Annotated in this window: 19 protein-coding genes; 13 read left to right on the top strand and 6 right to left on the bottom strand. The window is 51.9% G+C overall.

The window, feature by feature from the left end:
* Window positions 1-130: 130 nt before the first annotated feature.
* From coxB to E6C74_RS05765, 4 genes are read left to right on the top strand one after another with little or no spacing between them, the layout of a single operon-like run.
* Window positions 131-1,300, top strand: a complete 1,170-nt coding sequence (gene coxB, locus E6C74_RS05750) for a cytochrome c oxidase subunit II (protein WP_168796968.1) — start codon at window positions 131-133, stop codon at window positions 1,298-1,300.
* Complete coding sequence (ctaD, locus tag E6C74_RS05755; RefSeq protein ID WP_136483743.1) at window positions 1,297-2,940, top strand: cytochrome c oxidase subunit I; 1,644 nt, start codon at window positions 1,297-1,299, stop codon at window positions 2,938-2,940. Before coxB ends, ctaD begins: the two co-directional genes overlap by 4 nt.
* 11 nt (window positions 2,941-2,951) lie before the next feature.
* Window positions 2,952-3,551 carry a cytochrome c oxidase assembly protein gene (locus E6C74_RS05760; RefSeq protein ID WP_136483744.1) on the top strand — a complete coding sequence of 200 codons (600 nt, stop codon included), beginning with the start codon at window positions 2,952-2,954 and terminating at the stop codon, window positions 3,549-3,551.
* Window positions 3,544-4,428 carry a cytochrome c oxidase subunit 3 gene (locus E6C74_RS05765; protein ID WP_136483745.1) on the top strand — a complete coding sequence of 295 codons (885 nt, stop codon included), beginning with the start codon at window positions 3,544-3,546 and terminating at the stop codon, window positions 4,426-4,428. Before E6C74_RS05760 ends, E6C74_RS05765 begins: the two co-directional genes overlap by 8 nt.
* 40 nt (window positions 4,429-4,468) lie before the next feature.
* On the opposite strand, the gene E6C74_RS05770 is transcribed toward E6C74_RS05765, so the two are convergent.
* On the bottom strand, window positions 4,469-4,696 hold the full coding sequence (locus E6C74_RS05770) for a DUF2909 family protein (protein ID WP_136483746.1): 228 nt from the start codon (window positions 4,694-4,696) through the stop codon (window positions 4,469-4,471).
* Window positions 4,697-4,748: 52 nt separating this feature from the next.
* Here E6C74_RS05770 and E6C74_RS05775 point away from each other — a divergent pair, with 52 nt between their 5' ends.
* The 3 genes from E6C74_RS05775 (at window position 4,749) to E6C74_RS05785 (ending at window position 7,194) form a co-directional block, all read left to right on the top strand.
* On the top strand, window positions 4,749-5,498 hold the full coding sequence (locus E6C74_RS05775) for an SURF1 family protein (protein ID WP_240798129.1): 750 nt from the start codon (window positions 4,749-4,751) through the stop codon (window positions 5,496-5,498).
* A gap of 64 nt (window positions 5,499-5,562) precedes the next feature.
* Window positions 5,563-6,102: a hypothetical protein gene (locus E6C74_RS05780; RefSeq protein WP_136483747.1), complete on the top strand. Its 540-nt coding sequence runs from the start codon at window positions 5,563-5,565 to the stop codon at window positions 6,100-6,102.
* An 18-nt stretch (window positions 6,103-6,120) separates the two neighbouring features.
* Window positions 6,121-7,194: a COX15/CtaA family protein gene (locus E6C74_RS05785; RefSeq protein WP_136483748.1), complete on the top strand. Its 1,074-nt coding sequence runs from the start codon at window positions 6,121-6,123 to the stop codon at window positions 7,192-7,194.
* A 47-nt stretch (window positions 7,195-7,241) separates the two neighbouring features.
* Here E6C74_RS05785 and E6C74_RS05790 read toward each other — a convergent pair whose 3' ends face one another.
* Window positions 7,242-8,303 (bottom strand): MBL fold metallo-hydrolase, encoded by a 1,062-nt coding sequence (locus E6C74_RS05790; protein WP_136483749.1) that lies wholly within the window; start codon window positions 8,301-8,303, stop codon window positions 7,242-7,244.
* Between the two features lie 253 nt (window positions 8,304-8,556).
* Here E6C74_RS05790 and E6C74_RS05795 point away from each other — a divergent pair, with 253 nt between their 5' ends.
* Together E6C74_RS05795 and aroG are read left to right on the top strand one after the other, a co-directional pair.
* Window positions 8,557-9,201 carry a TetR/AcrR family transcriptional regulator gene (locus E6C74_RS05795; RefSeq protein WP_240798130.1) on the top strand — a complete coding sequence of 215 codons (645 nt, stop codon included), beginning with the start codon at window positions 8,557-8,559 and terminating at the stop codon, window positions 9,199-9,201.
* Window positions 9,202-9,379: 178 nt separating this feature from the next.
* On the top strand, window positions 9,380-10,432 hold the full coding sequence (aroG, locus tag E6C74_RS05800; RefSeq protein WP_136483750.1) for a 3-deoxy-7-phosphoheptulonate synthase AroG: 1,053 nt from the start codon (window positions 9,380-9,382) through the stop codon (window positions 10,430-10,432).
* Window positions 10,433-10,527: 95 nt separating this feature from the next.
* Here the strand turns inward: aroG and E6C74_RS05805 are convergent, their stop codons facing one another.
* Window positions 10,528-11,865: an MATE family efflux transporter gene (locus E6C74_RS05805; protein WP_136483751.1), complete on the bottom strand. Its 1,338-nt coding sequence runs from the start codon at window positions 11,863-11,865 to the stop codon at window positions 10,528-10,530.
* A gap of 408 nt (window positions 11,866-12,273) precedes the next feature.
* On the opposite strand from E6C74_RS05805, the gene E6C74_RS05810 reads away from it, so the two are divergent.
* A complete protein-coding gene (locus E6C74_RS05810) occupies window positions 12,274-15,105 on the top strand; it encodes an alkaline phosphatase family protein (RefSeq protein ID WP_240798131.1) in 2,832 nt (943 codons plus the stop codon).
* Here the strand turns inward: E6C74_RS05810 and E6C74_RS05815 are convergent.
* Both E6C74_RS05815 and E6C74_RS05820 read right to left on the bottom strand, forming a co-directional pair.
* On the bottom strand, window positions 15,093-16,055 hold the full coding sequence (locus tag E6C74_RS05815) for a DMT family transporter (RefSeq protein ID WP_240798132.1): 963 nt from the start codon (window positions 16,053-16,055) through the stop codon (window positions 15,093-15,095). The genes E6C74_RS05810 and E6C74_RS05815 overlap by 13 nt on opposite strands.
* Window positions 16,056-16,170: 115 nt before the next feature.
* Window positions 16,171-16,893, bottom strand: a complete 723-nt coding sequence (locus E6C74_RS05820; RefSeq protein WP_136483753.1) for a helix-turn-helix domain-containing protein — start codon at window positions 16,891-16,893, stop codon at window positions 16,171-16,173.
* A 420-nt stretch (window positions 16,894-17,313) separates the two neighbouring features.
* On the opposite strand from E6C74_RS05820, the gene E6C74_RS05825 reads away from it, so the two are divergent.
* Genes E6C74_RS05825 through E6C74_RS05835 form a run of 3 tightly spaced genes read left to right on the top strand, consistent with a single transcriptional unit; the run spans window position 17,314 to window position 21,194 of the window.
* On the top strand, window positions 17,314-18,072 hold the full coding sequence (locus E6C74_RS05825; RefSeq protein WP_136483754.1) for a gluconate 2-dehydrogenase subunit 3 family protein: 759 nt from the start codon (window positions 17,314-17,316) through the stop codon (window positions 18,070-18,072).
* 3 nt (window positions 18,073-18,075) lie between these two features.
* Window positions 18,076-19,860, top strand: a complete 1,785-nt coding sequence (locus E6C74_RS05830) for a GMC family oxidoreductase (protein WP_136483755.1) — start codon at window positions 18,076-18,078, stop codon at window positions 19,858-19,860.
* An 8-nt stretch (window positions 19,861-19,868) separates the two neighbouring features.
* Entirely contained in the window at window positions 19,869-21,194 is a 1,326-nt protein-coding gene (locus tag E6C74_RS05835) for a cytochrome c (protein WP_206208381.1), read from the top strand.
* Window positions 21,195-21,393: 199 nt separating this feature from the next.
* Here the strand turns inward: E6C74_RS05835 and E6C74_RS05840 are convergent, their stop codons facing one another.
* Entirely contained in the window at window positions 21,394-22,188 is a 795-nt protein-coding gene (locus tag E6C74_RS05840; protein ID WP_136483756.1) for a PhzF family phenazine biosynthesis protein, read from the bottom strand.
* Window positions 22,189-22,325: the final 137 nt, after the last annotated feature.

A 22,325-nucleotide genomic window follows, 5' to 3' on the forward strand; every position in this document is an offset into this window, starting at 1 on the left:
CTTGAACAAAATTGAAACACTTACTAGTCTTTGGTTAACATAAATATAACAAGTCGTGTTGAGTTCGATGTTCACACGGAGTGGATCCTGAAACGCGCAGTTTACTCTGGCTTAGCGAAGGAGAGATCTCTTGAGAAGGTTCGTCATCAACCTGTGGCTGCTGACTGATGTATTGCTGATTAGTTTTGCTGCTCCTGCTATTTCTGCTGAACATTCGCTGAATATGACACAAGGTGTAACCGAGATCAGTGGCAAGGTTTACCATTTGCACATGCTGATTTTTTATATCTGTGTCGTCATTGCTTTAGTGGTGTTTGGCGCTATGTTCTATGCCATTTTCAAACATCGCAAGTCCAGAGGCGCAGTCGCGGCTGATTTCCACGAAAGTACTAAAGTCGAAATTATCTGGACCATCATCCCTGTATTTATCCTGATTGGCATGGCGATTCCTGCCTCCACCACACTCATTGCGATGGAAGATACCTCACAGTCGGATTTGACCATTAAAGTGACCGGCTCCCAGTGGAAGTGGCACTACAGCTACTTCGATCAGGATGTTGAGTTTTACAGTCTGTTAGCCACTTCTCAGCAACAGATCGAGGGCAATGAAGAGAAAGGCGCGCATTATTTGTTGGAAGTGGATCAGCCACTGGTGCTGCCCATCAACCGCAAAGTCCGTTTTCTGCTCACCTCAGATGATGTGATCCATTCCTGGTGGGTGCCTGATTTTGCCGTTAAAAAAGACACCATCCCCGGTTTTATCAATGAAGCCTGGACCCGAATCGACAAGCCCGGCGTGTACCGTGGTCAGTGTGCAGAACTGTGCGGGCGCGCCCATGGTTTTATGCCCATTGTGGTACATGCCATGACGGAACAGAATTACGAAGCGTGGTTGGCGGATAAAAAAGTGCAGATTGCTGCCGCCCGGGCAGAGGCACAGCAAGCGCTACAAAGCTCCGTTTCTCTGGAAGAGTCGATGGCCCTGGGAGAAAAAATTTATCTTGAGCGTTGTTCGGTGTGCCATCAACCGACCGGTATGGGGGTTCCCGGCGCTTTCCCTGCCATTAAAGGCAGCCCGGTTGCGACAGGCCCGCTGGAACAGCATCTTGGTGTTGTGGTAAACGGCCGTTCCGGCACGGCAATGCAGGCCTTTGGTAACCAGCTCAGCGATAAAGAACTGGCCGCGGTGATCACCTATCAGCGTAACGCTTGGGGCAATAATACCGGAGATACGGTGCAGGCTTCGGATATCAACGCGTTTAAAACTCAGGGACAAGCCACTGGCGAGGAGGCGCAATGAAACCGTCGACCGAACAGCACGCAAAATCGGCACCCGCTGCCGATGCAGATATAAACCGTTCCCACAGTAGCGCGGTGCTGGAGGGGCATGCTCATCACGCGGCGCCTTCGGGTCTGGCGCGCTGGATTTATTCCACCAATCATAAAGACATCGGTACGCTTTATCTTTGGTTCAGCTTTATCATGTTCCTGACCGGCGGTGCGATGGCGATGGTGATCCGGGCAGAATTGTTTCAGCCCGGTCTGCAGTTGGTCGAGCCAGAATTCTTTAATCAGATGACCACAGTCCATGGCTTGATTATGGTGTTCGGTGCGGTGATGCCTGCCTTTACCGGCCTCGCCAACTGGATGATCCCGCTGATGATCGGCGCGCCGGATATGGCTCTGCCACGCATGAATAACCTCAGTTTCTGGATATTGCCATTTGCATTTTTGATCCTGCTTGCGTCGTTATTTACTGAGGGCGGCGGACCCAATTTCGGCTGGACTTTCTATGCGCCGCTTTCGACTACCTATGGGCCGGACAGCACGGCACTGTTCGTCTTTTCGGTGCATATTATGGGTATCAGCTCCATTATGGGCGCGATCAACGTTATTGTGACCATAGTCAATATGCGTGCGCCGGGCATGACCTGGTTCAAACTACCGATGTTTGTCTGGACCTGGCTGATCACAGCGTTTCTGCTGATTGCGGTGATGCCAGTGCTGGCGGGGGCGGTGACCATGGTGCTGACCGATAAATACTTCGGAACCAGCTTCTTTGACGCGGCTGGTGGTGGCGATCCGGTGATGTTCCAACACATTTTCTGGTTCTTTGGCCACCCTGAAGTATACATTATGATTTTGCCGTCATTTGGTATAATTTCGGCGATAATTCCCGCATTTAGCGGCAAGAAGCTCTTTGGCTACCACTCAATGGTCTATGCGACCAGCAGTATTGCACTGCTGTCATTTCTGGTCTGGGCACACCATATGTTCACTACCGGCATGCCGGTCTTCGCTGAGCTGTTCTTTATGTATTGCACCATGCTGATTGCAGTGCCGACCGGTGTCAAAGTCTTTAACTGGGTGGCGACCATGTGGCGCGGCTCGCTCACGTTTGAAACGCCGATGCTGTTTGCGATTGCGTTCATCGTGTTGTTCACCATCGGCGGATTTTCAGGGCTGATGCTAGCGATTGTCCCAGCTGATTTCCAGTATCACGATACCTATTTTGTCGTGGCACACTTTCATTACGTGTTGGTATCGGGAGCGGTATTTTCGATTATGGCGGCGGCTTATTACTGGTTGCCAAAGTGGACCGGACACATGTATGACGAGCGCCTGAGCCGCTGGCATTTTTGGTGCTCGGTGATTTCGGTCAATGTACTGTTTTTCCCGATGCACTTTCTGGGACTGGCCGGCATGCCGCGCCGGATCCCGGATTATGCGATTCAGTTTGCTGATGTGAATCAGATAGTTTCTATCGGTGGGTTTGCATTTGGTTTGTCGCAACTGATCTTTTTGTGGCTGGTGCTCAAGTGCATTCGTGGTGGTAAGCCCGCTGAGGCAAAACCGTGGCAACGGGCAGAAGGCCTGGAATGGACAGTTCCGAGTCCGGCCCCACACCATACGTTTGCAACTCCGCCGAAAGTGGATTAGGGGAGCAGAGTATGAACACGCCTTGCTCTGAGACCCGCAATCGCAAGCTGACCGTCAAATTGCTGCTGGCGGTGTGCCTGATGTTCGGATTCGGTTTTGCGTTGGTGCCGTTGTACGACATTATGTGCGAGCAACTGGGCATCAACGGTAAAACCAGCAACCAGGCCAGCATTCAGCCGCAAGGAATGCAAATTGACGAGTCGCGTACCATTCGGGTTGAGTTTATGGCTCACGTCACCCACGACATGCCGTGGACATTTACCCCGCAAGTTACCCATATGGATGTGCATCCGGGCGAAGTAATACAGACCGCCTATCGTGCCCACAATGTATCAGGATCTGCAATCGTCGGACAGGCCGTGCCTTCGGTATCACCAGGGCTGGGTGCGGGGTACTTTAATAAAATCGAGTGTTTTTGTTTCAATCAGCAGCCGCTGGCAGCACAAGGTGAAGCCGAGATGGCGCTGATTTTTTACCTTGAACCGGACTTACCGGCTTCGATTCACACCCTGACCCTCTCTTATACGCTGTATAACATTACTGCCAAAGCTGATCCACAGTCACTGGCCCGTTTGGGGCAAGCGGTGACTCAAGGAGCAAATCATGAGTAATAAAAGCCCTGCTTATTATGTTCCGGCCCAGAGTCACTGGCCGATTGTGGGGGCCGTCGCCCTGTTTTTGCTGGCGCTTGGAGCGGGTATCACGGTGCAGCATGCCGGTAGTGACAGCGCCGGTGGCGTGGTCGGCAAAATTATTCTGTTTGGCGGCTTTTTTGTGTTGCTGTTTATGCTGGCTGGCTGGTTTCGTAGTGTGATTATGGAGTCGATGTCTGGGCTTTACTCGGCGCAGATAGCGCGCTCCTTTCGTCAGGGGATGAGTTGGTTCATTTTTTCGGAAGTGATGTTCTTTGGTGCATTTTTTGGTGCGCTTTTCTACGCCCGTATGATAGCGGTACCCTGGTTGGGCGGAGCCAGTAACAATGCGATGACCCATGAAGTCTTGTGGCCTGGTTTTGAGGCCATCTGGCCACTACTGAGCACACCAGATGGCACAACCACTCAGGCAATGCCATGGCAAGGTATTCCGCTGAAAAACACCATTATTCTGCTGGCGTCATCGGTGACGTTACATATGGCCCATCTCAGTCTGGAGCGTAACCGGCGTATGGCCTTAATTGTATGGCTGGAAATTACCATAGTGCTGGCCGGGTTTTTCCTCTACTTCCAGGGTGTTGAGTATGCCCATGCTTACCATGAGATGGGGCTCACCCTGCAATCCGGTGTGTACGGTAACACTTTCTTTTTACTGACCGGTTTTCACGGCATGCACGTTTGTCTGGGCACGCTGTTTCTCATCGTTTTGCTGGGTCGTATTGCCAAGGATCATTTTACGCCCGGAGACCATTTTGCCTTTCAGGCCGGGAGCTGGTACTGGCACTTCGTGGATGTGGTGTGGCTGTGTCTGTTTGTCTTTGTTTACGTGCTTTAAAGCGGCGGCCGCAGAAAAAGAGGACCAGGCGCGGAGGGCGTCAGTAAGGGCTGGCATTAGGATGCAACCAGCCACTTAACAAAGCGAGGACCAGCAGCAATACCACGCAGGCGGACAGGAGCAGGCGCCGTCCGAGATAGTGACTCATCGGACGTTGGTTCTCTCCCTCATCCGGTTCTCTGACCATCTGGATCAAGGCTCGTGCGAGATTAACGATGATGAACAGCAAGAGTAAGACCAAAACGATTTTCACAGCCAGTGGCAGCATGGTGCCTCCTTTGCGCGGGTGGGGAAAATTGTGGTTGGGGATAGCATTAACTGTGGCTGTATTTATCTTGTTGGTCAAATTGGGACTATGGCAATGGGCTCGTGGCGAGGAAAAACAGCTGTTGGAATCGCGCCTGGCCGACTATCAGCAGATGGCCCCAGTGAGTCTTAAGCAGGCGTTGGCAACGTATGCCCCGGAGCAGATAACCGGCGTGAGGGTAAAAGTCATTTTCGAACCTGATACAACCCGGACCTTTTTACTTGATAACCAGACAATGGACGGACAGGTGGGGTATCTGGCCTATCAGTTGGGACGCACGGTAGATGGTGATTGGTTGCTGGTCGAACTTGGTTTTGTCGCGGCCGGATTGCAGCGCAGTATGCTGCCGCAAGTCGAATGGCTGCATCAAGTACAGAGTTTAACCGGCCGGCTGTACACCCGTTCATCCAATCCGCTTAGTTCGAAGCTACTCATTGAGGCTGACACTCCGCACCGGATTCAGAATCTCAATCTGACCGAATTGTCGCGCTGGCTTGGAGAGCCGGTGGTTGCAGCGGTGCTGCAACCTCAGCAGTCTGCCTGGCCCTATGCTCAGCCCTGGCAGCCTCTGGCGATGAGTTCGCACAAGCATTTTGGCTACGCACTGCAGTGGTTCACTATGGCGGCCGTACTGGCAATGATTTCGCTGATGCTGTTGAAAAAGTATCGGCGGCGAGCCCGCGATATGCGTTTGTCCAGTGCGGACAAGACAAAACAAAGTCCGGACGCGAAGCATCAAACCAAACAGCCAAACTCGCAGTGAGCCGGTGCGGGCCGGATTTGAAACAGCTAAGCCACACGAAGCCAAGCGAAGTAAGGAGGCATATATGCAAGCAAAAACCAAAGGCCGAGTAATTCTTATCGCCATCGTGCTGTTTTTCGCGCTTCCGGCGTTGGTTGCGAAAGCGGTGCTCTCCAACCACTGGTATCAGAGCGGTATCACCAATAAAGGCACTTTAATTGAACCGCGTGTCACGCTGAGCCAGCTTGGGATAGACAATCCCCTGCAGCACAGTCGCTGGCAGATGGCTTATCTGGTTCCCGATCAATGTGATGATGCTTGCCGCCAGCAACTTCATCTGCTGACCCAAAGCCATACCGCATTAGGTAAAGAGCAGGGCCGGGTTAGCCCGGTACTTTTGCTCAGTGCAGGCAGTGATTTGAACGCTATTCGTGACCTGACTCTGCCCCGCATAACGGTTAATCAACGCTTTATACAAACGGTCGGCGCTGTGCAACTGGTGATCATTGATCCGCTTGGTCAGTTAGTTATGGGCTATACCGCATCGGCGGAGCAGCAGGTAGCGCTCAGTCGCAGTGTGCTGGCTGATATGCGCAAGCTACTTAAGTTATCCCGCGTGGGTTAACCAGGACAGGGGAAGGTTATGCTGACTCATCCAACAGACAAACACAGGTTATCTGCCATCTCTCATAGGCAGACCGCCCGTTCAACTATTTTGCTCTCTCTGGTGCGTTTCAGCCTGCTACTGACGTTGATGGTGATCATTCTCGGAGCCTATACCCGTTTATCCGATGCCGGACTCGGTTGTCCGGACTGGCCCGGATGCTATGGCCATTTTACGGTTCCCCTGTCAGATCAGGCCCTGAAGAAGGCTGAGTTTCTCTATCCGCATCTGGAGGTGGAGCCAGCTAAAGCCTGGGCCGAAATGATTCACCGGTACTTCGCAGCAACGCTGGGCCTGGTGGTGTTTGCCATTACAACCCTGTGTATCCGTTATCGGCCGGTAGCGGTCGGGCTACCGATTCTGATTACTGGCATCGTTATTTTTCAGGCGGTGCTCGGCATGTGGACGGTGACACTCAAGCTGCTGCCTCTGGTGGTCATGGGGCATCTGTTGGGAGGGTTGAGCCTGTTGTGTGCCTTGTTTCTGCTTTACTGGCAATTATCACCGGGTTTGAATTCTCAGCCAATGCGAGCGCAGAGTGGTACGTTGCGTGCCCTGGCTGGTGCTGCACTTGTGGTGGTAGTGGGGCAGATCATGTTAGGAGGATGGACGTCTTCCAATTATGCCGCGTTGATGTGCAGCAGTTTACCGATATGCGAAGGTAACTGGACTCAGCATCTCGATTTCAAAACGGCCTTTACTCCGATTCACTATGGTCATGACAGCTATGAATTTGGTGTGCTGGATTATGGACCGCGGCTGACCATTCATGTTGCTCACCGATTTGGTGCCATACTGACTATCCTGGTCGTTGGTATACTGGTGATGACACTGCGGGCAGCAGAGGAAAATAAACTGGCCGGTCATGTGCTGGGCGTCCTGATGCTGCAAGTGCTGCTCGGCATGGCCAATGTCGTGATGAGCTTGCCGCTTTGGGCGGCAGTGTTACATAACCTGTGCGCGGCATTTTTGCTGCTGGCGGTGGTAAAGTGCAATTATCGGCTCTGGGCATCGTCACCCTGCCGGACTGTGCTGACCCGGGTGTCGCGCTAATCCATCGTATCTACTAGGACCGTCGTGGGTATTGTCATTTATGGGGATTAGGTCGCGTCATACACCTGTTGTGGCGCGACATCGGCGACAGGTGTGGTTACGCTGCTGCGCCACCATTTTTCCAGTGGTTTAGGCTGGGACAGCACCATGCGCTCGCCTATCATGGGAGTCGTGACCTGAACATTCAGGTTGTGCGCCAGTGCGGCGACTTGTTCCAGCGGTTCGTACCAGCGGTGCAGGGACAAATCAAATGTGCTGTTATGAATCGGCAACATCACTTTACCGCGTAAATCGATATGCGCTTGCAGGCTTTGGTTGGGGAACATGTGAACTTCCGACCACAGCGAGCTGTACGCCCCGGTTTCAACCAGGGTTAAATCAAACGGGCCAAAACGTTCGCCGATCTGTTTAAAGCCGCTGAAATAGCCGGAATCACCGCTGAAAAATACCGACTTCTGTGTGCCTTTCATGACCCAACTGCCCCATAAAGTGTTGTTTCGATCATTGATTCCGCGACCAGAGAAATGCTGGGTCGGGGTAAAGGCAAATTCAATTGAGCCTAGCTGAGCGCTTTGCCACCAGGAAAACTCGTGAATTTTGTCTGCCGGTAAGCCCCATTTGATCAGCAGTTTACCCAGTTCAAGCGGAACCAGAAAACAGCCGACTTTATCAGCCAGGACTTTGACCGCAGCTTTGTCGAGATGATCATAGTGGTCATGACTGATCAGCACCACATCGATGTACGGCAAATTTTCTAAGGCAATCGGTGGCTGGTGAAAACGCTTAGGGCCCATCCACTGCACCGGTGATGCCCGGTCACTGAACACGGGATCGGTCAGGATCCACTGGTTGTCCAGTCTCAGTAAAACGGTGGAATGGCCGAGACGGTAAACCACATCTTGGCTTTCTTCATTCAGCTGTTCAGCAGTGATCTCCTGAACAGGCATTGGCTTTTTTGGTGTGTTCTCCTCACGCTCAGAGGTCAGATAGGCCCAAGAGATCGAGAGAAAATCACGCAGTGTGTTTTTATTGACGACTTCGCTGTTGGCAAATTTGCCGTTGCGCATCGGGAGCTCTTGGGAAGTTTCGTATGTAGATTCGATATTCATAGGCGTCCTTTTTGTTGTCGCAATCACACAAATGGTTCAGGCATAGTGTTCACCAAAAAAATGAAACGTTTGTGACGATTGCAATAAGATTCTAAGTAAACTAGTCGGTGTAGTTTACATATCTCAATCCAAAAAGTAAACTATCTAGTGTAATAAAGTAAACCATGCAGTTTAATAAAGTACACCGAGAAGTTTAGTAAAGTACACTACATAGTGTAACTCACTCGGTTAGTGTATTATTGAGAAAACGAACATGAACACCCAGGTAATTGAAATGAACCAGGTAGTCGAAATGAAAAAGACCCGTAGTGAATTGAAGCGCGAAGCGATACTTCAAGCCGCAATGGATGCTTTTCGCGAATTTGGTGCGCAGAACACCAGTATGGACAAAATCGCCGCGATGGCGCAGGTGTCTAAGCGTACCGTCTACAATCACTTTGCTTCAAAAGAGGCGCTGGTGATGACCTTACTGGCCAATCTGTGGCAGGCAACAGCTAATCTTATTGATTCAGACCAACTTGCGTCACTGCCGTTGCAGCAACAACTAGAGCAGTTGCTGCTAAGTGAAATTGATATTCTGAGTTCGGGTGAATACCTTGACCTGGCACGTGTGGTGCTGGGGCACTATCTGTATCGACCGCAGGAACTGGCTCAGCATTCAGAGCAAATGGCCAGTAAGGAAACTCAGCTGGCGCGCTGGCTGAAACATCAGGCGGACAAAGGGCAACTCAATATTGCTGACGTTGAGTTTGCCAATGTGCAGTTGCACAGCCTGATTAAAGGTGGTTGTTTCTGGCCGCAACTGATGGGGCTGAAACCAGTACTTAATATTGATGAAAAACAAAAGCTTGCATTAGAAACAAGTCGTTTTTTCCTCAGCTGTTATGGCTGTAAATAAATAATTACACCCAATGTAAAGTGTAAATAATTTACATATATTGCTTTTGGTGGGAAATAATGCTTGCTCTTGATGGTCGAAGTGGATAAGTTACGAGGGTAGCAAGTCGACCCTGCTCTGGGAGAGACTATTTCCGTTCGAATAGTCAGCAGCAAGACGTAACAGGAAGAAGTAAGCAATGTACCAAACCGATGATGTAAATATTAAACAAATTAAAGAGTTATTACCGCCAGTTGCTGTTCTGGAGAAGTTTCCGGCGACTGAAGTTGCTTCTTCTACCACTTTTCAGGCTCGAAGCGCGATTCATAACATCATGCAGGATAAAGACGATCGCCTGCTGGTGATTGTCGGTCCATGTTCGATTCACGATCCACAGGCAGCGCTGGAATACGGCAAACGCCTGAAAGCACTGCGTGAGGAGTTAAGCGGTCAACTGGAAGTGGTGATGCGTGTTTACTTCGAAAAACCGCGTACCACTGTTGGTTGGAAAGGCCTTATCAACGACCCGTACCTGAACGATACCTACGAGATCAACGATGGTTTACGTATTGGGCGTAAACTGCTGCTTGATCTGACTGATATGGGTATGCCGACGGCAAGCGAATTCCTGGATATGATCACCCCGCAATATGTGGCCGATCTGATCAGCTGGGGTGCGATTGGTGCGCGTACCACTGAATCTCAGGTTCACCGTGAGTTGGCTTCTGGCCTGTCTTGCCCGGTTGGTTTCAAAAACGGTACTGATGGCAACATCAAGATCGCTGCGGACGCAATCCGCTCAGCCAGTGCATCACACAACTTCCTGTCAGTGACTAAGTACGGTCATTCTGCGATTGTGGAAACTGCGGGTAACCCTGACTGTCACATCATTCTGCGTGGTGGTAAAGAGCCGAACTACAGTGAAGCACACGTCAGTGAAGTGAAACATAAACTCGAGGGTGCAGGTCTGTCTCAGAAAGTGATGATAGACTTCAGCCACGCTAACAGCTCGAAACAGTACCAGCGCCAGATGGTGGTGGGTGAAGACGTTGCGGGTCAGATTGCAAACGGCGAAAATGCTATTTTCGGAGTGATGGTTGAATCTCACCTGGTCGAAGGTCGTCAGGATCTAGTGGATGGTGAAGCGCCGGTTTACGGTCAGTCGATAACTGACGCGTGTATCGGCTGGGAAGATACCGAGACACTGCTGCGCCAACTGGCCAATGCAGTTGAAGCTCGTCGCAACCGCTAATCTAGCCGAAATCAATACAGTTAAGGCGCTCATCAGAGCGCCTTTTTTAATGGTCAGATTTAATAGTCAGAACCGTGTATTGGATCGCGGCCAGGTTAAGCGCGGGCTGCCTGATGTTCAATCCGGTATAAAGTGCGCTGGTAAAGGCTCCACGCCGAAGCCCCGGCCAGAATATTACCGATAAAAGCACCGATAAACAGACCTTTTAAGTCGCCGAGTTGTGCGCCCAGCCATAAACATGGCAGGAAGAAAGCGAACAGGCGCAGAGCGGAAATGGTCAGCGCGACATACGATTTACCCAGAGCGTTTGCGACGGACACCATCAGCATACAAATACCTAACGGGCCAAGGCTGAGCGGTACAATCATCAGATGCCAGTTCAGAATTGATTCAACGCTGCTTTCGCTGGTCATCAGGCTGGCCAGCGGTGTGGACAAAGCCAGGGTAACCAATGCAATAAACAGTTGGAAAATCAGGATAAAACGAATAGCGATGGCCACCAGTTTACGAATATCACCGACCTGATTCGAACCCAGCAAGCGACCCACCATCGGCGGAATGGACATAGTGAGCGCCAATACAGACACAATGGCAAAAAATTCATAACGCGATCCCAGCGCCCACGCGGCAACCGCCGCAGTGCCGAACCCGGCCAGTAATTTGGTCGCCAGCATCGAAGAGAGTGGCGGCAGCAACTGGCTCAGCATCGCCGGCCCCATGATGTGACCGATAGAGCGAATGCTTTGGGCGATATCGAGATCGCTCCAGTCAAACAGCATCCAGTGTTTCGAGGACACACGCGGCGCCACGATCACGATACCAATGCCAAAGGCCACAATGGTTGCCATGGCGGCGCCGTTAATGCCAAAGTCAAACACGAAAATAAACAGCGGGTCGAGTACCAGGTTGAGCACGCTGGTCAGCATCATGATGGTGCCCGGCAACATCGTATTACCGTTGGCACGGCATAGACTGTAGAGGAAATACAGCACTGCACCGGTCCAGGCGCTGATAACCCACCAAATCCAGTAGCTGTCGATAATACTGAAGATTGTTTGTGGTGCGCTGAGCAGCGTTAAAATCGGTTCACGCAGCCAGTAAAGCAGGATACCGAACACGGCCACGCCAATACTCCCTATGGCGACCACTAAACCGCCAAGCTGACGGGCGTACTTAGCCTGACCTGCACCCAAAGCGCGTGAAATCACCGCGGTCGTCGCGATACCCAGACCGACCTGAACCCCGATGATGATCATCTGAATCGGCATAGTAAAGCCTTGTGCCGCCAGAGGCAGAACGCCCAACTGGCCGATGAAGGCACTGTCAATCAACTGAAAGCTCATCAGGGATAAGACGCCAAACAGCATTGGCCAGGTCATTTTAAACAGTTGACGAGAGAGTGAAGGCGAAGTGGAGATTTCGGGGTTTTGCATGTGGTGTATTCTGCTTGTTGATAAGATAAAAAAGTGACTGCGGAAGGAGTAGTCTGCGCAGATAAACGTAATGCCCTGGTAACCGGGTCAACTTTAGGTGGAGTATGTTAACAGCGTAGTCCGTTCGTCGCTATGTCAAAACGAGAACTCTTTCTCCGCCACGGTTACCATGTTATCAGCCGCGCAGAATCTAATTTCTATAACCTTATGATCTTTATAATGAACTTAGCATCGCTATCTGGTTATAGAGCGCATTTCACAAATCTTGGTCATCAACATCGAAAATTTAGACGCCGGTGCTATGGTTAGGGCCAGATATGCAAAAGGATGAATTGGAAAGATCTGATGATCATAAAGAAAACAGTACAGCGTGCCTTGCGGCGGTCGCTATTGGCTGCTGCATGTAGCATGAGTCTTACGTCACCAGCGTATGCCGCACTGGGCGAAGTGCCGGTGATTGGCGGGGTATTCAATGCAGGTGAAATCCTCAAAAATCAGGTGGTCTCAACGCTGAGCTATTCCACTGTGGTGGCGCGTGATGCGACGCTGTTTACCATCGCCGGAGTGACACTGGACAGCTATATACTGACGCTGCCACTGGAGGCGGGCGTAAAAGCGCGGGTGATCAGCCAAATTTCCAATCCGGCTTATGCCATTCCGCTGGGCTACTTTTTATACCAGTACTATGACCGCTACAGCGGAATGGCGGCGGGCGATCAGTTCAAATCGTATTTGAGCGGCGTTTATGACGACAGAGCGTTAACCGGTTTTCAGCACAGCTTGTATCATCTTGGTGAGCAGGCACGATCTGCGCCGGCCACTCACAGCAAGGACCAGGCCCATCAGGAAGGGATTAAAGTTGATCGTGAGTTTATTGCGACCCTGGTGACCTTGTACGATGCGCTGGTGGATATTGGTGAGTGGCAGGATCTCGAGCAGCTGCCAGCGCACTACCAGTATCTGACTGATAACGAGCAGGACAGGGCATTAGTTGCCAAAATTGAGCCTATCGTTGTCGGCTTGCTTACAAGAGCAGCAGACGGAATGGACGAGGGCGACATCAAGCATGCCGTGCAGGCGGTGCTGGACGATGCCAAACCGGAAAATGCAAACAAAAACAACAACAAAGCTGAGGCCGTAACGGTTTCATTGATTGATTTTGTCCGCCTCAATGTGCTCAAAGGGTATCGACAGTACGTTTACCGGCAGGAACGCACTCAGCGCCTCAATGACTGGCTGGTGGATACACTGGATGAGTCTCCGGCTCAAGTGGCAGCGTTTTTACAAGGCCTGGAGCAGCGACGTTTTGCGGTTCAAGTGACGGTTGACGGTCTGCAGCAAGGGTTGATGCAGGGCCTGGTTCAGCCGGAGCTGCCTTTTCTCGGCCACGCCTATCAGCGACATCTGGCAGCGCCTGAGCTCAAATCGCCGCTCACTACGTCCAGTCCTGATCATCAGCAGCAGACTCGTTTTCTGCAGACGCTGGCTGAGCAGACTTACCGCGATCCCAATTATCTGCCGTTCTTTAAACGGCTGTACCACAGTCGGCATAGCGCGATCGCTGAAGTCGGGATTTCTTCAACGCCGACCATCAGTGTGCGTAATTTACCCCTGATAAAAACGGGTGCTAAAGTTTCCGGACCGGGCGGAACCGGGATTCCTAACTTCCATTTTGTCGACCGGCAGCAAGACAGGGCCTATTATTTTTACGGCAATGATGCATTGCAACTGGACAGACTGGCCGGTGAGCGCGGGATGCAAACCATGTTTGATCGTCTCGACTACCTCAAAACACTCAATTGTAATGCCCAGTATGATTGGAACGCCCATGTGACTTACGATAGCCTGATTAATCTTGGCGTCGGAGAAGCGCAGCGCGATTTTGGTGAAAAGCGCTGTCTGCGTGAACTGGCAGTCCGTGCCGGGGTGGAGCAAGAACTTAGTGCAATGCGCCGGGCGTTGATTGAACAAATTGAGGGTTACCAGCAGATCGGTAAATGGGATGTTCTGACCCGTTTGAGTCGTAAGTGGACATTGCAGCAGGCCTTGCGCGATTACGCCAGCAAGGACATTCAGGGTATGCCGGATTACACCTTGATCTATAATCCCTGGCCGGATCACTTCGCTCATTTTACCGGGCCGTTCAGCGATGAGATTCTGATGCCGACCGGCGAACTTAACCGGCTGGATTATTGGCTGGGACGACTTGAGGATGTGTATCGTCAGGCCGGGGTATACGACCGCACGTTGTGGGGGATGGCCGGTGACCATGGCCTGGCTCCGGTTTATTACACGCTTAATCCGGAGCAACAGATTTTCACAGCGCTGCAGGAGGATCTGGGCTACCGAATAGTGGTTGAGAAAATCTCTTCGGATGAAGGCGAAGGCCCCAAACTGACCAATGCGATTGATCCGCCGGCCTACCGCGGAGTGGATGTCGTGGTGGCATCGACAGCTGGCGGCAACTATATGCTCGACTTCTTTAATGCCCGTGCCGGATGGGAGGTTCAGCCGGTTTATCAGCAACTGACCCGCTGGCAGCCCGCGCAGGCAGACAAAGCGCTGGATATCATTAGTGAAAGTGTCCGGCGCTTGGGTGATACCCTCGATTATCTGGTGGTGCGTGAATCGGCTTGTGACAGCAAGCTGTGTAGTGTGCGTCTGGTTGGTGAACGTGACGGCCAGCGGCTCGATGAGATCATTCGCCGCCGCGGCGATCGACGGTATTACTCTGGTGTGGACAGTCAGGCTCGTTTACTGGATGTTCAGGTGCTCAATCCGTATTTGCCTGCACTGGATGACAAAGCGCTCGATCATTATAGCCAGTTGGTGGATAAATGCCTGTACCGCGCACGCGAAGGTGATGTCACCAGTTGGTGCACGTCTGCTGAGTGGCGTGATTTAACCCGTTTCAGTGCCCGCCCCGACTCGGTCAACCAGTTGGCCGCGATTTATGAAGAGGACAGGGCGGGCAGTGTGAACCTGTTTCCGCGCGAGGGGATAGGCTACAACACCAAGGTTCCGGGTCGTCATGCCGGTGAAAGTTACCTCGAAAAAGATGCTTTTCTCGGCTTCTGGGGGACGCCGATCGGCCCGAATGCCGGGCCGATTCATAGTCAGGCCAACGGGTCACTGGCGCCGACCATTTATGAGTACCTGACGGGGGAGCCCGTGCATGCGGGGCAGGATGGCTGGGGATTCCCCTCTCTGCTCTCCCGGCTGGATATTCAGCCCTTGTGATGCCCCGGAGCGTTAACCAGTTCGGTTTGGCCTGGTTGCCGAGCCGGACTCGCTTGCTGTAAGCGAGCCTGATACCGGGTATAGTGCCAGACACTGACCGCGACCAGCGCGAGACCTGAAAGTGACAGCAGTGATAAACGGGTATCGAACCAGATAAAATCAAACAGCATGGCCAGGGCAGGAATCGCGTAAAACAACACACTGACCTGGCTGGCAGAACGCTGTTTGAGCATCAGCATCAGTAGCAATAAAGCCCCGGTTGATACGATAACGCTCATCCACAGCAACGAAGCGATCAGTTCCTGATTCCAGACCATGTGCCAGGGCTGGAATAACTGAATCAGGCTAAACACGAGTAGTGCCAGGCTATTCTGATACCATATCGAATCCATGGTATCGAGCGTGATACGGCTTTGAAAAATCGTACCCCAGGTAATGGCCAGCAGCGCCAGAGCCGCGCAGATGATCCCTGTCCAGTTTAGTTCAGCACCAGAGGAAGAACCCGCGACAGCAAGACATAGTCCGAAAAAGCCACCCAAAAGGCACAATACGGCCAAGCCGCTCTGTTTTTGTCGGGTCAGCAATGGGGTGAGTAACGGCTGTAACCCGAGGATCACGGTTACAATACCCGGCGATAAACCGTGCTGCAGAGCCAGAAAATAACCACTCAGATAGCCAGCCTGCACCAGGAGGCCCGCGCCCAGCACATTGCAGACCGTTGACCAGTCGAGCGTCGGTAAACGAATAGATCGCCAGCCCCTGAACAGACCTAACAGCAGTAAAATCAGAAGCAAAGAAATGGCTGAACGGGCAATCAGGAAGCTCCATACGGAGGCGTGTTGCAACCCCACTTTGGCCATCACTGCTCCGCTGCTCCACATCAGTAAGAACAGCACCGGTGCCAGAGCGGTCAGTGTTTGCTGAGAATAGAGTGTGTGCTTGTTTCGCATAAACCGGCCTTATGAAATCAATATTGACCGGGAAATCGTATAGCAATCAAAAGAAAAAATTGTGCTGAAAAGACGTTTTGCTACGCTGAAACGATGGTGTTATGTCCGGCGGTGGTTAGCCTCTTCGGGCATTAAAGTATTTTGGCGGCTGGCCAAAATAACGGCTGAAACTACGGCTAAATGCTGAGGGGTCAACAAAACCGACTTGTTCGGCAATCAGAGCGATCGGCAGATCGGAGTGAGACAACAGAGCACGTGCCCGCTCCATACGTAGCTTGGTCAGGTACTGAAAAGTGGTCATGCCCATACTGGCTTTGAACAGAGTCTTGTATTGGGTACTGCTCAGGCAGGCGACACGGGCTAACTGATTTATGGTGAGTGGCATGGCCAGATTATCACGCATTACCTGCAGTGCCTTCTGAATCCGGTTGTCTAGCGGAGCGGCAAGGCGTTGACGGGCAAGCAGATCGAGAAAAAGATCCAGTATTTTATCTTCAATTCTATTGTCCACCTCGCTGCTTAACTGTGAATCGACAAACTGTGCAAAGGCCAGTGCCGGGGCGTCGAGTATGAAATCGGTGACCTCAGAATGAGCCAGGTTATCCGGTAGCTGAGAGAGGTCGGCGACCAAAAAGCGAAAAGCTGACGATGCCCGGAAATCGTGGCGCGTGGCTGCGCGGATCACCACACAATCCCCAATCCCCGCCCGCAGCGGTTTGGCACTGCCACCCAGTTCCATTTCAATAGACCCGGATAACGGGATCACAACCTGATGATAGTGATGCAGATGGCTGGTGGCGTGCGCACTGTAAGAGCGGATAGAGAGTCGGTCGCGCACGGATGAAGTCTCCTGAGATGAGTTGGCAGGACGGTGGTATGCCACGGACGCTGGTCACTGAGTACAAAGGATTTAAATCAGGAGGCAGAGCGATACGGCAAGGTGCATGTTAGCCAAAGAAGCCATAGACAACAATCTGAGCTGCGGTTGAGTTTGCGACTCTTGGGTGGGCGAGTTTTACGCGGACTCACCTCGGTTAACAACGAGTGCTAGCAATCTATGTTATCTGAAGAGTTAATTTATTTGATGTCTGTCATTCTTTTGGTGAATTTTATGTGACGGTTGTCATTGAAATTTTGTTCCAATTTCGTATTGACATTTTTTATATGAGATCTGATTCACAAAATAATTCCTGAAATAATTTATAACAAAAAAGAGATTTTAGTCACATTTTATTATAATTATTAATGGAACCTAGCAATGTCTAACAACAATGACACGCCGGATAGTGCGCTACGCCGCGATTTTCTGGCCAGGACCTTAGCCTTGATCCCCACAGTTGCCATTGGCAGTTCCCTTGGGGGATTGACCTCTTCATCAGTCGCTCGCGCGGCATCCCTTACTTCCGAAGCTGCAAGCGAGACAGATAATCAGCAAGCACGAGACTATTTCCCGACCTTTTTTAGCAGCGAAGAGTTTGCTTTTATTGAAGCGGCCGTCGCAGTGTTGATTCCCAATGACCAATATGGTCCGGGCGCTCTGGAAGCGGGCGTACCTGAGTTTATCGACCGTCAGATGAATACGCCTTATGGCAGCGGATCGAACTGGTATATGCAAGGGCCGTTTAACCCGGAGGCCGCTCCAGAGCTGGGCTATCAGCGCCCGCTGGTGCCACGTGATATCTATAAGCTTGGCATCGCAGAAGCCGAAAAGGTTGCGCAGCAGAAAATGGGTCAGCGTTTTACCAAGTTGAGTGTCAGCAAACAAACCCAATTGCTCAGCCAGATGGAAAATGATCAGGTGAATTTTGAGCTGCTGCCAGCCAGCCTGTTTTTTGCCACCTTACTGCAGAATACGCGGGAAGGTTTCTTCAGCGATCCGATTCATGGCGGCAACCAGAACATGGTCGGCTGGAATTTGATTGGGTTTCCCGGCGCGCGCGCTGATTTTATGGACTGGGTTGAGCGTGATGAGGCCTACCCATTCCCACCGGTTTCTATTACAGGTCAGCGAGGTTAAAGCATGGCAAAACAGATGAAAAAAGCCGATGCTGTGATTGTTGGCTTCGGCTGGGCTGGTTCTATTATGGCCAAAGAGCTGACAGAAGCCGGCTTGAATGTGGTGGCGCTAGAGCGCGGCCCGATGCGCGATACCTATCCCGATGGTGCGTATCCACAAACTATTGACGAGCTGACCTATAACACGCGGCGCAAACTGTTCCAAGATCTGTCCAAAAGTACAGTGACGTTTCGCCACAACGACGCGCAGACGGCGGTGCCTTACCGTCAGCTGGCGGTGTTTTTACCCGGCAACGGGACAGGCGGCGCAGGATTGCACTGGTCTGGCGTGCATTTTCGGGTCGACCCGGTCGAGCTGCGCCTGCGCAGCCATTATGAAGAGCGCTATGGCAAGCGCTTCATTCCGGAAGGGATGACGATTCAGGATTTCGGTGTCTCTTATCAGGAACTAGAGCCTTTCTTTGATAAAGCGGAGAAAGTGTTCGGCACCTCGGGCTCGGAGTGGTCGGTCAGGGGCCAGGTGATCGGTAAAGGCAAAGGCGGTAACCCGTATGCGCCGGATCGTTCCGATCGCTTTCCACTCCAAGCGCAAAAGCGCACCTATTCGGCCCAGCTGTTTGCCAAAGCGGCCGAATCAGTCGGTTATCATCCCTATGACCTGCCGTCAGCCAATACTTCCGGTCCTTACACGAACACCTATGGTGCCCAGATGGGGCCCTGTAATTTCTGCGGTTACTGCAGTGGTTACGCCTGTTACATGTATTCCAAAGCATCACCGAATGTGAATATCTGGCCAGCACTGAAGCAAGAGCCGAAATTTGAACTGCGCGCTAACTCTTATGTGCTGCGCGTGAATCTGACAGACGATAAAAAGAAAGCTACGGGAGTGACTTACATAGATGCACAAGGCCAAGAAGTCGAACAACCGGCGGACATCGTGGTTCTGGCGGCGTTCCAATTCCATAACGTTCATCTGATGCTGTTGTCCGGTATCGGCCAGCCCTATAACCCCATCACCAATGAAGGGGTGGTGGGACGTAATTTCGCCTATCAGAACCTGTCGACCATCAAGGCGTTTTTCGATCAAAATACCTACACCAATAGCTTCATTGGTGCCGGCGGTGCTGGGGTGGCGGTGGATGACTTCAACGCTGATAACTTCGATCACGGACCGCACGGCTTTGTGGGCGGCTCACCGTTCTGGGTTAACCAGGCGGGTACCAAGCCAATCTCCGGTTTGCCGACTGCACCGGGTGCTCCTGCCTGGGGTAGCGAGTGGAAAGGCGCGATTAAGCAGGCTTATAACCATCATGTGTCGATGGACGCGCACGGCGCGCACCAGTCTTACCGGGTCAATTACATGGATCTTGATCCTAACTATACCGATGTGCATGGTCAGCCTTTGCTGCGTATGACATTCGACTGGCAGGAGAACGACATCAAGATGTCGCAGTTTATGCACAACAAGATGGCTAACATTGCCAGGGCGATGAATCCGCAAGCGATGAGCGGCAGTGCCAAACAAGCCGGCGAGCATTTCGATGCCCGTAAGTATCAGACCACTCACCTTAATGGTGGCGCGGTGATGGGGGAAAACCCGAAAACCAGTGCAGTGAACCGCTATCTGCAAAGCTGGGATGTGCACAATGTGTTTGTGCCGGGCGCTTCTGCGTTCCCGCAGGGGCTGGGTTACAACCCGACCGGTATGGTTGCGGCACTGACCTACTGGTCCGCCAGAGCGATTCGCGAACAATACCTGAAAAATCCAGGTCCTTTGGTTCAGGCGTAAGGAGAGGCATGATGAAAAAATTGTTTGCTTGCCTGTTACTTGGCGGATTAAGCGCCGCTGCTATGGGACAGACGCCTGAGTCTGATTTGGTGGCTCGCGGCGAATATCTGGCCCGCGCCGGAGACTGTGTGGCTTGTCACACTGCACAAGGGGGCGCGCCGTTTGCCGGTGGTCTGTTGATGCCGACCCCGATTGGCAATATCTACAGTACCAATATCACCCCGGATAAAGAGACCGGAATTGGTGGCTACAGCTTTGAGGACTTTGACCAGGCAGTACGCCATGGGGTAAGAAAGGATGGTGACAGCCTGTATCCTGCGATGCCGTATCCTTCTTACGCCATTGTCAGTAAACAGGACATGCGTGCACTGTATGTTTACTTCATGCAAGGGGTTAAGCCGGTGAAGCAGGCTAACCATGCCGTGGATATTCCGTGGCCGCTGTCGATGCGCTGGCCGCTGAGCCTGTGGCGCGGTATGTTTGCGCCTGGGGTGCAGGACTTTAGCGCTGACAGCGATGCGGATGCGGCGACCGAGCGTGGCCGTTATCTGGTTCAGGGGCTGGGTCACTGCGGGGCTTGCCATACCCCACGTGCCATAACCATGCAGGAAAAAGCGCTGAGCGACGGCGAGGGAGCGGACTACTTATCCGGCGGTGACCCAATGGAAGGTTGGGTGGCGAAGAATTTGCGTGGCGATAATAAAGATGGCCTGGGGCAATGGAGTGAGCAGGAGCTGGTCACTTTCCTCAAAACCGGCCGTAACTCGCATACCGCCGTGTTTGGCGGGATGACGGATGTGGTTGAGCACAGCCTGCAATACCTGTCGCAGGAGGATCTGACTGCGATTGCCCGCTACCTGAAATCCTTGCCGGCAAAAGATCCGCAGCAAGCGTCGTTTAAACCCGATGGCAGTGTGGCCAACGCGTTGTGGCATGGCGATGACAGTAAACCAGGCGCTGCGGTGTATATCGATAGCTGTGCGGCTTGTCACAAGAGTGACGGCAGTGGTTACGACCACTTCTTCCCGGCCCTGCGCGGGAATTCCGTGGTGCAGACCGAAGATGCAACCTCGCTGATCCACGTTGTGTTGGCTGGTAGCACGCTGCCCGGCACACAGCAGGCACCGAGTGCGATCACCATGCCTCCGTTTGGCTGGCGTTTGAGCGACCAGGAAGTGGCTGAAGTAGTGAACTTTATCCGCTCCAGCTGGGGCAACCAGGCTAAAGCGGTGGATGCCGCACAAGTTAAAGCAATTCGTGCTGAGATTGAAGGCGCTAACCCTGCTCTGCTGGGTAACGTTAATCCGGATAAGTTATCGCAAGTGCAGCGCTAGTTTGGAGTAAATGTGCTTCCGGCCGAACAGGGTTAACAAGGACAGGCGTTAACAAGGACAGGCGCCAGTACATGCTGCCCTTCGCTGATGTTATTAAGCCTGCCCGTTCGGGGCAGGCTTGTTTTATAGGTGGACAGGCACCGTTCGCCTAATCTAAGCCTGCAACTTGAATAGAAAGAAACGTAAACAGGACAGACGCTTAGCTGACGTTTATCTTACCCTGCAAATATAAAACAGCATGCCCAGCCACTATCACTCTTTCTTCTTCTAAACGGCAATGCAAAATGCCGCCGCGTGCTGATGCCTGATAAGCGATCAATTCTGTTTTATTGAGTCTTTCCGACCAGAATGGTACCAAACCCGCGTGAATTGAACCTGTTACCGGATCCTCGTCACCGCCATTGGCCGGCCAAAAGTAGCGTGATATGAAATCATAGTTGGTCGAAAGTGCAGTGGCGACAACATCAAACGGCGCCAGTTGTTTGAGATTCTCATTATTACGCAGCACGTTAAGCACTGAGGCTTCATCATGATAAATTGCAAAATAGGCTTGTGGGCTGAGCCAGATTTCATCCGGTTTGATGGAAAGTCCTTCGAGCAGCGCTGCTGGGACTTGATTGATAGGGTGAGGCGCTCGATTAGGAAAACTCATCGAAATCAGTTTATCTTCAGCCTGAGTGACATTCAGGGTACCCACTGCAAGCGTATCAAATGTCAGTTTGTGCCCGGTGTTGAAATGGTTAAATAGCACATAAGCTGAAGCTAGAGTGGCGTGCCCACAAAAGTCGATTTCCGTAATCGGGGAGAACCAGCGAATCGCGTAGTGATCTTGTCCGAGACGTTTAACAAATGCAGTTTCGGACAGGTTGTTTTCTTGTGCGATAGAGAGCATGAGTTCATCACTCAGCCATTCGTTAATCGGTATAACCGCGGCTGAATTGCCACTAAACTGCTGCTGGGTGAATGCATCCACCACATAAAGATCCAGTTCCATCTATGTTTTCCGTCTGACTTTCTACTCATATTTAATGCCAAGTTACTTAATTTCATTGAATTATCAAGTAAGTTCTCACTGATGGGGTTATTGTTGGGACAGGCGTACCGGCAGGCTTGTGTGCTGAGATGACGTAA

This window comes from Vibrio sp. H11, assembly GCF_004804295.1.
GTDB classification, from domain to species: Bacteria; Pseudomonadota; Gammaproteobacteria; order Enterobacterales; family Vibrionaceae; genus Vibrio; species Vibrio ostreae.